Source organism: Streptomyces sp. GESEQ-35 (assembly GCF_017948485.1).
GTDB lineage: Bacteria > Actinomycetota > Actinomycetes > Streptomycetales > Streptomycetaceae > Streptomyces.
The window spans coordinates 245,694-257,791 of the sequence record NZ_JAFFSX010000008.1; the positions used below are offsets into that span (position 1 = coordinate 245,694).

Annotated in this window: 10 protein-coding genes; 4 read left to right on the top strand and 6 right to left on the bottom strand. The window is 72.0% G+C overall.

What is annotated here, in order from left to right:
* Position 1: 1 nt before the first annotated feature.
* Both KCH87_RS18345 and KCH87_RS18350 read right to left on the bottom strand, forming a co-directional pair.
* Positions 2-841: a hypothetical protein gene (locus KCH87_RS18345; RefSeq protein WP_210587199.1), complete on the bottom strand. Its 840-nt coding sequence runs from the start codon at positions 839-841 to the stop codon at positions 2-4.
* Positions 842-962: 121 nt separating this feature from the next.
* Positions 963-1,712 (bottom strand): endo alpha-1,4 polygalactosaminidase, encoded by a 750-nt coding sequence (locus KCH87_RS18350; protein ID WP_210587306.1) that lies wholly within the window; start codon positions 1,710-1,712, stop codon positions 963-965.
* Between the two features lie 212 nt (positions 1,713-1,924).
* Here KCH87_RS18350 and KCH87_RS18355 point away from each other — a divergent pair, with 212 nt between their 5' ends.
* A complete protein-coding gene (locus KCH87_RS18355; protein WP_210587200.1) occupies positions 1,925-2,893 on the top strand; it encodes an aldo/keto reductase in 969 nt (322 codons plus the stop codon).
* A gap of 2 nt (positions 2,894-2,895) precedes the next feature.
* Here KCH87_RS18355 and KCH87_RS18360 read toward each other — a convergent pair whose 3' ends face one another.
* The gene (locus KCH87_RS18360; protein WP_210587201.1) at positions 2,896-3,714 is read right to left on the bottom strand and encodes a phytanoyl-CoA dioxygenase family protein; all 819 of its coding nucleotides are present in this window, start codon (positions 3,712-3,714) and stop codon (positions 2,896-2,898) included.
* A 69-nt stretch (positions 3,715-3,783) separates the two neighbouring features.
* On the opposite strand from KCH87_RS18360, the gene KCH87_RS18365 reads away from it, so the two are divergent.
* Entirely contained in the window at positions 3,784-4,740 is a 957-nt protein-coding gene (locus tag KCH87_RS18365) for a helix-turn-helix domain-containing protein (RefSeq protein ID WP_210587202.1), read from the top strand.
* 170 nt (positions 4,741-4,910) lie between these two features.
* Positions 4,911-6,794, top strand: a complete 1,884-nt coding sequence (locus KCH87_RS18370) for an RICIN domain-containing protein (RefSeq protein WP_308298854.1) — start codon at positions 4,911-4,913, stop codon at positions 6,792-6,794.
* Positions 6,795-6,804: 10 nt separating this feature from the next.
* On the opposite strand, the gene KCH87_RS18375 is transcribed toward KCH87_RS18370, so the two are convergent.
* Both KCH87_RS18375 and KCH87_RS18380 read right to left on the bottom strand, forming a co-directional pair.
* The gene (locus KCH87_RS18375) at positions 6,805-7,497 is read right to left on the bottom strand and encodes a DUF4232 domain-containing protein (RefSeq protein ID WP_210587204.1); all 693 of its coding nucleotides are present in this window, start codon (positions 7,495-7,497) and stop codon (positions 6,805-6,807) included.
* A gap of 110 nt (positions 7,498-7,607) precedes the next feature.
* Positions 7,608-8,975: a serine/threonine-protein kinase gene (locus tag KCH87_RS18380; protein ID WP_210587205.1), complete on the bottom strand. Its 1,368-nt coding sequence runs from the start codon at positions 8,973-8,975 to the stop codon at positions 7,608-7,610.
* Between the two features lie 63 nt (positions 8,976-9,038).
* On the opposite strand from KCH87_RS18380, the gene KCH87_RS18385 reads away from it, so the two are divergent.
* A complete protein-coding gene (locus KCH87_RS18385; RefSeq protein WP_210587206.1) occupies positions 9,039-9,590 on the top strand; it encodes an RNA polymerase sigma factor in 552 nt (183 codons plus the stop codon).
* Positions 9,591-9,594: 4 nt separating this feature from the next.
* Here KCH87_RS18385 and KCH87_RS18390 read toward each other — a convergent pair whose 3' ends face one another.
* A complete protein-coding gene (locus KCH87_RS18390) occupies positions 9,595-11,967 on the bottom strand; it encodes a SpoIIE family protein phosphatase (protein ID WP_210587207.1) in 2,373 nt (790 codons plus the stop codon).
* Between the last annotated feature and the right edge of the window lie 131 nt (positions 11,968-12,098).

Genomic DNA, 12,098 nt, shown 5'->3' on the forward strand with positions numbered 1-12,098 from the left:
CCTACCCGCAGCCGATCGTCGGCCCCACGAGCATGCCGCCGGTGTACACGGCCTGGCCCTGCGGCATCCAGTAGCCCAGCTTGGAGACGACGGTGGAGCACGTGCCCTTCACCGCGACGCGCACGACGACCGTGGCCGGATTCCCCGGCTGGAGGTCGGTGAGCGCGCAGTCGAGGGCGTACAGCTGCCGTGTCTTCGACGGGTGGCGGCCGGTCAGCGGATTGACGCAGCGGGCGTCGGCGGTAGTCAGCTCCACCCCGGAGGCCTCCTCCCCGATGAGCCCGAAGCGCGCGCTGCCGTCGCCGCGGTCGCTGTCGCGCGTGACGGTGTACGTCAGCGTGGTCACCGAGTCGGACCGCAGCGTGCTCCGGTCGACCGTGACGCTGTGCGTCGGGTCCGGCTTCGGCGCGGTCAGCGTGAGCGTGGCGCGGACGGTGCCGTGCAGGTCCACGTCCGCGGGCGCGGACCGTACGCGGACGTCGGCCTCGATGTCGTAGGTCCCCGGGCCGGGGTAGGCCTGCGAACCGGGAAGCGGCCCGGACGCCACCGTCGTGCCGTCGCGGCGGGCCGTCCAGGTGCCCGAGGTGAGACAGGCGGACCGACGGCAGGTCGCGGGCGCCGAGACCGCCATCGTCGGGGTGCCGCTGCCGGCGCACAGGCTGACCGAGGCCCGCTGGCCGCCCGGTCCGTGCAGGGTTCCCGCGGGCGCGCACAGCGTGGCCGGGGCGTCGGCCGCCGGTGCCTGTGCCGGGTTCGGCCGCGCCGATGCGGGCGAGACGAGGGCGAGCGCCAGCACCGCCACCCCGAGCAGTGTTCTCAGCGTTGTCAGACGTGTCCGCACCCTGTGCCTCCCGCCGGCCACGACCGGCCGGACGCCGGTCGTCTGCGCCGAGAATGCGGGACCGCGGCGACTGCGCGGCCGCTCCCACGCCGGGCGGTCACCTACAGGCAGCAACGGGTGTTCAGCGCGTCCGGCGGACGTAGCCCTTGCTGCCAGGCGTCGTCACCATCACGTCCCGGCGCACGATGCTCAGCCGGTCGCCGAAGTCCGAAAGGGCCTTCCGCAGGCCGCTGTCGGTGTACTCGATGTCGACCACCCGGTCGTCGAATGCCTCGGCGTACTCTCCGCACTCGTCGTACTGCCCGCACTCCTCGGCGACCGCGAAGTCGAGCCCGGCCTTCTTCCGCTGTCCGGCCAGCTCCACGGTGTTCTTCTGGCCGATGGCGAGGTGGCGGGCATGCGCTTGCCGGGAGAGCAGGGCGATGAAGGCGGTCGCGTCGTCCGCCGTGAGCAGGCCGTCCGAGCGGGTGTAGCTGTCGTAGTTGTCCGGCTCGACGGCGTCGAAGCCCTTGTCGGCACAGCCGTCGATCCACTCGCCCACCCGCCCGGCGATCCGCGTGCGCTTGGCCGCCGTACCGATGTCCAGCAGCGCCTCGTCCCAGTCCTCGTCGATGACGACCCCGCCGTCCGCGTCGCGCAGCAGCAGGTCGGCGGGCCACTCCTGCTCGGCGTCCGGCTGGGCCTGGAAGGCGTTGACGTAGCAGATGTTGTACAGGCCGGGTGCCGGGGACGCCGAACGGTCGCGGGCGACGATGCGGACGCCGGACGGCGGCTTGTAGGCGCCGCCGATCTGGTAGTCGAAGCCGGCGTTGCGCGGAGGGAGCCGCAGCTCCGCGGAGTTCGCCTGTTCGGAGGACCCGCAGGCCGTCATGGCGAGGAGGAGGCCCGCGACCGTTCCGAGAACTCCGACCCGGGTGACTGCTCTGACGTTCTGCGGCACGTCGGTGATCAAATCCCCTGCGCGCGGGGGCAGTCAAGCGTGGGTCGCGCCGTCCGGAGGGGAACGGTGAAAGCAGAGACGGGCGGGACGGGCGACGTACCCTCCCCTCTGGTAGCCACCCCCCGAAGGCAGGAGCAGCAACGATGCAGTACGTGAAGCTCGGTTCGACGGGTCTGGACGTCTCGCGGATCTGTCTGGGCTGCATGACCTACGGTCTGCCGGACCGCGGCGTGCACGAGTGGACCCTCGACGAGGAGGCGTCGCGCCCGCTGATACGGCAGGCGCTGGACGCCGGGATCAACTTCTTCGACACCGCCAACGTCTACTCCGACGGCACGAGCGAGGAGATCGTCGGCAAGGCGCTGCGGGACTTCGCGAGCCGCGACGAGATCGTGCTGGCGACGAAGGTGAACGGCCGGATGCGGCCCGGCCCCAACGGACATGGCCTCTCCCGCAAGGCGATCATGGCGGAGATCGACCACAGCCTCGGCCGCCTCGGCACCGACTACGTCGACCTCTACCAGATCCACCGCTTCGATCCGCACACACCGGTCGAGGAGACGATGGAAGCGCTGCACGACCTGGTGAAGGCGGGCAAGGTCCGCTATCTCGGGGCGAGTTCGATGTACGCCTGGCAGTTCTCGAAGATGCAGTACACGGCCGAGCGGCACGGCTGGACGAAGTTCGTCTCCATGCAGAACCACTACAACCTCCTCTACCGCGAGGAAGAGCGCGAGATGCTGCCCCTCTGCGCCGACCAGGGCGTCGGCGTCCTGCCCTGGAGCCCGCTCGCCCGCGGTCGGCTCACCCGTGACTGGGGCACGATCACCGAGCGCAGCGCCGACGACAACTTCGGCCGCCGCCTCTACCCGGACAGCGACCGCACGATCGTCGAGGCCGTGACCCGCGTCGCGGGCGAGCGGGGAGCCCCGCGCGCCCAGGTCGCCCTTGCCTGGCTACTGCACCAGGACACGGTGGCGGCACCCATCGTGGGCGCCGCCAAGCCCCAGCACATCGAGGACGCGGTGGCGGCGGTCGAACTGGAACTCAGCGAAAAGGAAACAGAGGAACTGGAGCAGCCGTACGCTCCTCATCCCATCGTCGGCCACTGACTTCAATGAGGCCCGTGCGGTGCGAACTCCGTACCGCACGGCCCTGCCCCCTCGCTCTCCGGCAACCGCACCCGCTCGCCGCTCATCGACAGCGTCCGGTAGTAGTGCCCGATCCGCTCGGCCGATTGGCCGGCATAGTGGCCGATGAAGGAGCGGCGGAACCGGTCGGCCGTGCGATTGGGCTGCGACCCGTGCACCAGGCTTCCGTTGAAGAACAGAACATCCCCCGGCTCCAAGTCGACCGGTACGGCCGCCAGACCGGCCGGCGGCGGCACATACTCCCGCGCGAAAGACAGCTCGGCGTCCGCCTCCTCGGGACAGAAGATCTCCAGCCGGTGAGTTCCGGGGACGACTTCCAGCCCGCCGTTCTCCCGGTCGATCACATCGCAGGCCACCCACGCGGCCACACAGGTGCCCGGCTCCACCCGCAGATAGAAGTTGTCCTGGTGCAGCGCCTGGCCGCGGGCTCCCGGCGGCTTGAAGTAGAACATGCTCTGTGCGGCCAGCACGTCCTCGCCCAGCAGCTTCTCCAGCACCTCACGCAGCCGCGGGTCCAGCAGCACGCGCAGCGCGAGGTCGCTGATCTCGTGCGGCTGCATCACCCTCGGATGGGTCAGTAGCGGATCTGCGGACGCGCGCGGCTCGAAGTGCCCGGGCACCGGCCCGGCTGTATGCAGCGCTGTGAACTCCGCACACAGCCGGTCGATCTCGTCGTACCCGAAAAGCCCCCGTACGACCGTGAAGCCGTCCTCCTGGAAGCGGTTCAGGCCGGCCTCGGTCAGGATGGGAGCGCCGGTGGCGCCGATGTCCGTGGCTGTCATGCGTCCACTCCTCGGTCGGGTGTCCTCGGTACATCACGCTAGGCCGCCGTGCGCGTCAGGAGGATGCCCATGAGTGCTGACGGATTGCCCGAGGCTGCTGCACCCGGCGACCCGGCGCCGCCGCCCGGCCTGGTGGTGGTCGGCCGCTTCGACCAAGGCGAGGGCTACGCGGTCCACCGCCCGCGCGGCGCGGACAGCTGGCTGTTCACCTGGACGACCGGCGGGCGGGGATGGCTGCGTCAGGGGAGCGCCCGGGCGCGGGCGGCGGCCGGAGACCTCGTCGTGCTCGCGCCGGGTGTCCGGCACGGCTACGGGGTCGAACCGGGCGCCGGGCGCTGGGAGTTCTGGTGGGCGCACTGCCAGGCCCGCCCGTCCTGGCGGTCCTGGCTGCGCCCGTACGACACCGGGGACGGGATGTACGTGGTCACCCCCACGCCGGCCGGGGTGCACGGCCGGGTCGAGGCCGCGTTCCGCCGGATGCTCGCCGACGGTCGCTGGACGGGCACCGGGACACCGCCGGCGAGCGGGCCCGAGGACGACCGGGTGGCCGTCGCGCACGGCACCGCCGCCCGGGAGCTCGCGCTGTGCTCGCTGGAGGAGGTCGTCCTGCTCACCGCGGCCACCGCGCGGACGCCGTCGCCCCGGCCCGGCGTGGATCCACGGGTGCGTCGGGCGGAGGCGCTGATCGCCGCCGACCCGGGCGCCCCGCACACCGTCCGCTCGCTCGCCGAGCAGGTGGCGCTGTCGCCGTCCCGGTTCGCGCACCTGTTCACGCGGACGCTCGGGCAGTCGCCGATGCGGGCACTGCGCGAGGCACGGCTGCGGCATGCCGCCCGGCTGCTGGAGAGCACCGACCTGACTGTGGAGCGGGTGGCTGCGGCTTCGGGCTTCGCCAGCCCGTTCCATTTCAATCGGGTGTTCCGGGAGCGGTACGGGGTGCCGCCCGGCGCGTACCGAATGGCGCCCGCTATTTCTATGTCGATACAGCGCCAATTGAATATGGATCCCGATAGCGCCCTCGATTGAGGTTCCGTCAAGTCTCGCCCATGGGCGGGCAATCCACAAAACCGCGAGATCCCTTGTTCCGGCTCGCTGAGCTGTGTAAAGGTGTGCCTTGTCGGCGTACGGACAGAAAAGATCATGCACATACCCCTTGGTATGTACTTTATGTCGCATGCCTTGAGAGGAATGCAGCCGTGAACGACCCAGGCCTGCCGAATTCCCCCACGTCCGCACCGCTCTTCGAGGCGACGGACGAACAACTGAGCACGGAGCTGAGGAAATGGACGGGAACTGCGCCCGCGCTGCATCCCGTCGGTGAACTCCTCGACCGGCATTGGGAAGCGGCCTTCGCCTACGCGCGTCTGTGCACCGACGGTCCGCGTCCCGCCGGAATGCTCACCACGGCGGCCTTCACAAGGCTCTTCGGCGAATCCCTGCGGCAGACCGGGCCGACCGCCGCCTGGCGGCCTCATCTGCTCGTCACGGTGCGCCGGATCGCCGCCGAGTGGGACAGCGACCGCAGACGCGAACTGCTCCACCCCGAGCTGCGCGCCGAGGGCGAGAGCGGGGACCGCGCCGCCGCCCGCCTGCTCCCGCCACCGGACCGGCGCCTGCTGTCCGGGGCGTTCCAGCGGCTGCCCCAGTCGGCCCGCTGCGTGCTCTGGCACATCGAGGTCGAGGCCGAACCGCTCCGTGCACCGGCCGCGTTGCTCGGCCTGGACGAACAGGACGCGCGCGTCGAACTGCGGCGCGCCCGGGAGCGGCTTCGCGAGGAGTGCCTCCACGTCCACCGCGAACTCGCCCCCGAGCAGGAGTGCCGGCGCTTTCAGCGGATGCTCGACGTCACCTACCGGCGCGGCGGGGTCGACGTCGACCCCGACCTGCGCGAGCACCTGGACGGCTGCAAGCACTGCCGGTACACCGCCGACCAACTCGGACACTTCAACGGCGCGCTCGGCATGGCACTCGCCGAAGCGGTCCTCGGCTGGGGTGCGCGGGCCTATATGGAGGCCAGGGTCGGGGCGCCCGAAGCAGCCGAGGTGGTGTCCCCGCAGGCGGTCTCCTTCCGGCAACCGCCCGTCGGGGGAGAGGAGTTGGCTCCTACTGTGCCCACTCCGCGCCCGCCCTCTCCCCGCTCGGCCCACAAGGCCGCCCGCCGCGCCGCGCACCGCCGCAACGTCACCATGGCCGTCGCGATCGTGAGCGGCCTGATCGTCCTTCCCCTCGTCCTGTGGTCCGCCTTCGGCTCGGGGGACGACACCACGCCGGCCGACGGCGGCCGATCCTCCGAGGAGCCCGCCACCGGCACGGGCACATCGGCCGGCGACCCCTCCTGGGTCGGGGCGGGCGAGGAGACGGACGGCGCCCTGCGCGGACGGCTGCACAACGTCGACTCCGGTCTGTGCATCGGCATCGAGGGCAAGAAGGCCGTGGACGGCGGGGAGGCCGAGGCCACCACGTGCTCCTCCGTGGCCGGCCAGCAGTGGTCGTACGAGCCCGACGGACTCCTGCGCAACGTCGCCGACCCCGACCTCTGCCTCGACTCCCACCTCGGTTATTCGATCAAGCTCGCCCCCTGCACGGGGACGTCCCAGCCGGACACGAAGAACGTCCGCTACGACTTCACCCTCCAGGGCAGCCTGATACCCCGCTGGAACCAGGACCTCGCCCTCACCTCCGCCGCCGACGACGGGACCGGGGCGCTGGTACTCAGGAACCGCGACGACAGCGCGGCCCAGCGCTGGGTGATCGACACGGCCAAGGCCGACCTCCAGATGGAGGCCGTCAACTGGGACACCGCCGGAGCGACCTCGAAGTCCCCCGTCCCGCCGACGCCTTCGAAGACGCCCACGCCGACCGCCACGCCCAAGCCGACCCCGACCGCCACACCGTCGACCGCACAGCCGACGCCGACACCGACCTCGTATCCAACCTGCTACTACGCCTACTACTGCTCCTGGAACGGTCAGTACGGCTGGGACGGATACGGAGACGGATACGGAGACTCACACGGAGACGGGTACGGAGACGGCTATGGGTATGGCGACGGCCACCGGCACGACGGTGGCCGTCGCTGACCGCGGCGCGTCAGTCGCCGGTACCGGGACTGAAGACCGTCAGACGTACCGAGGACGCGTTGCCGCCCACGGGCACCTCGCCGGCCGTCCACGCAACCTTGAGCGAGTCCCGCTCGTCCGGCGGGGTCACGAGCAGGGCGGCCGGCGTGGCCGTGCGTGCCCCGCTGATCTCGGGGTTGGAGTACGTCAGCCCGGCCCATGCACTACTGCCCGGCTTCAGGGTGACCGTTGTGGGTGAGGCGGACGAGCGCACCGGGTCCGGGCCCAGCTGCTTGCCGGACGCGTCGATGAAGGCGGCGCCCGGGTAGCCGCGCACGGTGCAGGTCCGGGACGAGGTGTTGGTCAGGACGACCGGGTAGTTCTCCTGCCCGGCCCCCGGGTTGTTGCGGCCGACGGACGCGCTCAGCTCGGAGGTGTGGCAGCGGGTGCTGGTGGCGGGTTGCTCCGTGCCCTTCGTGGGGGACGACGAGGGCGTCGTGCTCCCCGGCGCTTCGGTGGTGGCACTCGGCCGCGCGGTCGAGGGGGTCTCCGAAGCGGGGGTGGTGGTGCCGGTCGCGGGACCTGCCGTGCCGGGCAGCGTCTGCGGAGTGCTCGCGGTGTTGCTGCTGTCGCTGCCGTTCCCGCAGCCGGCCAGCAGCCCCAGCACCGCGACGGCACTCGCCAGCAGGGTCGCCGGGCGTACGGACCGGTGGGTGTTCGCCATGGTTCTCAACGCTCCTGAGGTGTCCCGCACCCGTCGTGACGCGTGCGTACGGCGCCTTGTGCCCCGTCACTCCTGTCCGATGCGCGCGGAGCGGAGAAAGTTCGCGTCTTTCACCCGTTCGCCCGCACCGAGTCCAGAATGCGCCCTGACCGGGAGGGATCGCCGTTCTGACGGATCTGTACATAGACCTGAGGCTGCGCGTCGCCGTCGGTCGGAGTGAGACCGGCCTCCGTGATCGAACCTCCGCCGTCCGCGCAGTCGGTCCAGGTGCGGACCCTGCCCTGCCACTGCGCTCCGGTGTAGGCGCGACCGCCGTCGTAGTGGCAGCCGGTGTGGGCGAGCGCGTTCACCCGCCCGGTGACGTCGCCCTGCTCGCTCAGGCCGACGAACACGCCGTTCACGCCCGAGGCCAGGTCCTGCCACTTCGCCAGGTCGTCGGCGACGGCGAACCCCGGCTCGCGTCCCGATCGCAGGCCGATCGACGCCGGATCCCACCCCGAGTCGCGTACCTGTCGACCCCAATCGCCGGGCACCTCGGCCACCACCCGGCCGGTGGCGTCCTCGACGCGGAGGTCGGGCACCGACGTCTCACGGGTCACCAGCGCCAGGGGCACACCGACGGCCGCCGCGAGCAGCAGCGCGGAGGCGGCCAACACGATGGCCTTACGGGGTCGCCGGGGGCGTGGAGCCTGTGATGCCAGCCGCTCGATCTCCTCGGCGAATGCCTGGGCCGTGGGCCAGCGGCGCCCGCGATCCGGTTCCAGCGCGCGCAGCAGGGCCCGCTGCACACCGGGGTCGAGGTCGGGGCGCAGCCGCAGCGGCGGTACGACCTGCCCGGGCTCACCCGGGACCGTGCCGGTGACGAGGTGGTAGCCGACCGCGCCCAGGCTGTACACGTCGGCCCGCGCGTCGATCCCCGCGCCGGGCCCGGCCTGCTCGGGCGGCCGGTATCCGGCCGAACCTGCCGCCAGCGTGAGGCCCGACGCCTCCGCCAGGCTCTTGGCCAAGCCGAGATCGGCGAGCAGTACCCGCCAGGCGCCGCCGGGGGAGGTGCGCAGCAGCACGTTGGACGGCTTGATGTCCCGGTGCACGATTCCCGCCTCGTGCAGCGCGGCCGCGCCCCGGGCCGCCGACGCCGTCAGCCGCAGCGCCTCCGGCACGGCGAGCGGACCCTCGGTGAGCAGGTCGGCGAGGGTGCCGCCGTCGGCGTACTCCATCACGAAGTACGGCCTGCCGTCCGGCAGTTCCCCGATGTCGTAGACCTGGACGACCCGGTCGGAGCCGGCCCGGCGCAGCATCCGCGCCTCGGACAGGAAGCGTTCGCGGACGTCCAGCCGGTGCGCCCAGTTGTCGGCGAGCACCTTCAAAGCCACCGGGGCCTCGAGGTCGTCGTCGTGGGCGAGCCAGACCGTGCCGAACGCCCCGGTGCCCAGACGGCGTTCGAGGCGGTAGCGCCCGATCCGCTCGACGGAGTGCATACGACTATCATGCCTGGCCTCAGATCCACATCGAAGATCCGTACCGAAGACTGAGGGAGCCCCGTGCCCGACGCCGCGCCGACCGAGGACCTGGCCCGGCGTGCGGCCGCGGGCGACGCCGCCGCCCTGGACGAGCTGCTTCACGCGATCCGGCCCGAAGTGGTCCGGCGCTGCGGGCGGTTCCTGCCCAACCGCGAGGACGCCGAGGAGGCCGCGCAGGACGTCCTCCTCCAAGTGGCCCGGAAGATCACCGGGTTCGAGGGCCGCAGCCGCTTCAGCACCTGGCTCTACGCCGTCGTCGCCAACTGCGCCCGCCAGAAGTACCGCGAACTCAAGCGGCGGGCCGCCGAACAGCCCGCCCCGATCGACGCCGCGCTCCACGTCGACCCGCGGACGACGAGTGTCATCGCCGGTTCCCGCGTCGACCTGCTCGACGCGCTGGACCGGCTGGAGCGCGAACATCCGCATCTGGTCGCGCCGTTGGTGTACCGCGACATCTGCCAGTTGGACTACGCCGAGGCCGCCGAACGCGCCGGGATCCCGCTGGGCACGTTCAAGTCCCGGCTGCACGAGGCGCGCAGGCAGGTCCGGCCCTGGCTGGCCGGCACTCCCTGACCCCCTACTCGTCGAGCAGTGCGATCTCCGCCCAGATGGTCTTGCCGTCCGCGGTGTGCCGGCTGCCCCAGCGCTGGGTGAGCTGGGCGACCAGCAGCAGACCACGGCCGCCCTCGTCCCACGTCTTGGCGCGCCGCAGATGCGGAGCCGTGTGGCTGGTGTCGGACACCTCGCAGATCAGCGTGGTCGTGTCATGGATGAGCCGCAGCCGTATGGGGTGGGCGCCGTACCGGATGGCGTTGGTGACCAGCTCACTCACCACCAGTTCCGCCGTGAACGAGGCGTCGGGCAGCTCCCAGATGTCGAGCTGACCGAGGACCTGCTTGCGGATCGGGGCGACCAGCGCCGGGTCGGCCGGGATGTCCCAGGTCGCGACGCGGGAGGCGGGCAGCCCCTGGGTACGGGCGAGCAGCAGGGCCACGTCGTCGGAGGCGCCGCCCGCTGGGAGCAGGGTGTGCAGGACGCGGTCGCAGGTCTCGTCCAGGGAACCCGAAGGGGCGGCGAGGGCATCGCAGAGCAGCGCGTGACCGACGTCGACGTCCCGCTCACGGGACTCGATCAGCCCGTCGGTGTAGAGGGACAGCACCGTGCCCTCGGGCAGTTCGATCTCGGCCGACTCGAACGGCAGCCCGCCCAGGCCCAGCGGCGGGCCCGCGGGCAGGTCGACCTGGCGGGGCGGGCCGCCGGGCGGCCGCATGACGGGCGGCGGATGCCCGGCGCGGGCCAGCGTGCAGCGCCGGGACACCGGGTCGTACACGGCGTACAGGCAGGTCGCTCCCACCTCGCCGGCGCTGCCTTCGCTGCCGGCCTCCACGGACAGCCGTACGACCAGGTCGTCGAGGTGGGTGAGCAACTCGTCCGGGGCCAGGTCGATGTCGGCGAGGGTGCGAACGGCGGTGCGCAGGCGCCCCATGGTGGCCGAGGCCTGGATGCCGTGACCGACGACGTCCCCCACGACCATCGCGACCCGCATCCCGGACAGCGGGATCACGTCGAACCAGTCACCGCCCACCCCGGCCCGGGCCGCAGGAAGGTAGCGCGAGGCGGCTTCCACGGCGGCCGTGCGCGGCAGTGACTGGGGGAGCAGGCTGCGCTGAAGGGCGAGGGCCGTCGCGCGCTCGCGGGAGTAGCGGCGGGCGTTGTCGATGCAGACGGCGGCGCGTGCCGTGATCTCCTCGGCCAGCAGCTCGTCGTCCGGCGTGAAGGGGTCCGGGCGGCGGAAGCGCGTGAGGACCGCGACGCCCAGGGTCGCGCCGCGGGCCCGGATCGGCACGGACATCGTGCCGTGGATACCCAACTCACTGACCCGCTCCATGCGGGCCTTGTCCCAGGTCAGCCACTGGGTGAGGCCGCCGGAGGGCACCGCGGCGACGATCGTGCGGCCGGCCAGCAGCGAGTCGGCCTGGGGGGAGGAGGCCGGGTACACGTCCACCTGGCCCGGCTTGAGGACGGCCTCGGGGCTGCCCGGATTGACCGACTGATGGGCCGCCCGACGCAGCGTGACCGGCGCGGTCACCGGCCGTGTGGAGGGCTCGCCCTCGGGCTCGGGCGGGTCCAGGAGGTCGATGCTGACGAAGTCGGCGAGGGCGGGCACGCAGACGTCCGCGAGCTCCTGTGCCGTGCGGGTGATGTCGAGGGTGGTGCCGATGCGGACGCTCGCCTCGTTGACCAGCTGGAGCCGCTCCCGTGCCTCGTACTGCTCGGTGAAGTCGTGCACGGCGACGCACACCCCGTGCGCCCGCCCCGCGGCGTCGGTGATCGGTGCCATCCGGGCCAGCCAGGCGTTGATCCGGCCGTGCAGGCCGACCGGCACGTAGGCCCGTGAGTCGTCCGCACGGCCGGTCGTGAGTACCCGGTACAGCTGCTGCTCGACCTCCTCGCTGTCCGTCCGGCCGCTGAGCTCGGGCGCGCGAAGTCCCCGCACCCGCTCCTCGGGCAGGTCGAGCACCTTCGCCATGGCGTCATTGACCCGGTGCAGCCGGAGCCGCTCGTCGTAGATCGCGACGGCACAAGGGGACTGGGTGAGGGCGGCCTTCTCCAGGGGATCGTCGGCCGGGTGCGGCCGGTCGCCCTCCAGGGGTGTGACGACGAGCCAGCCGCCGGTACCGCCGTCCCGGGGCGGCCGGTGGTGGACGAGCAGCCACACGGTCACCGTACGGACGTCCCGGTGGCGCAAAGTGACCGTTCCGTCCCAGCGGGGTTGGCGGACGATGGGTGCCGGGCCCTCGACCAGCTCGGCGACAGGGCGCCCCACGACTTCCTCGGCCGTCCAGCCCAGCAGCCGCCGGGCCCCCTCGCTCCACTCGGTCACCGTGCCTTCGCCGTCGAGAACAGCCCGGGCCGTGGCGGCCTCGTCGAACGGATACACCGGGCTCATCGTCGTCGCTCCATCGCGCGTACGCACAGTGAACAGATGGGTCACTTCGGTTCCAGACTAGTGCGTCGCCGTGCTGCGCGAACGGGAACGAGGAGCTGCCCGGCGCCCCGGGTCAAGAGAGCGTTTCGGCC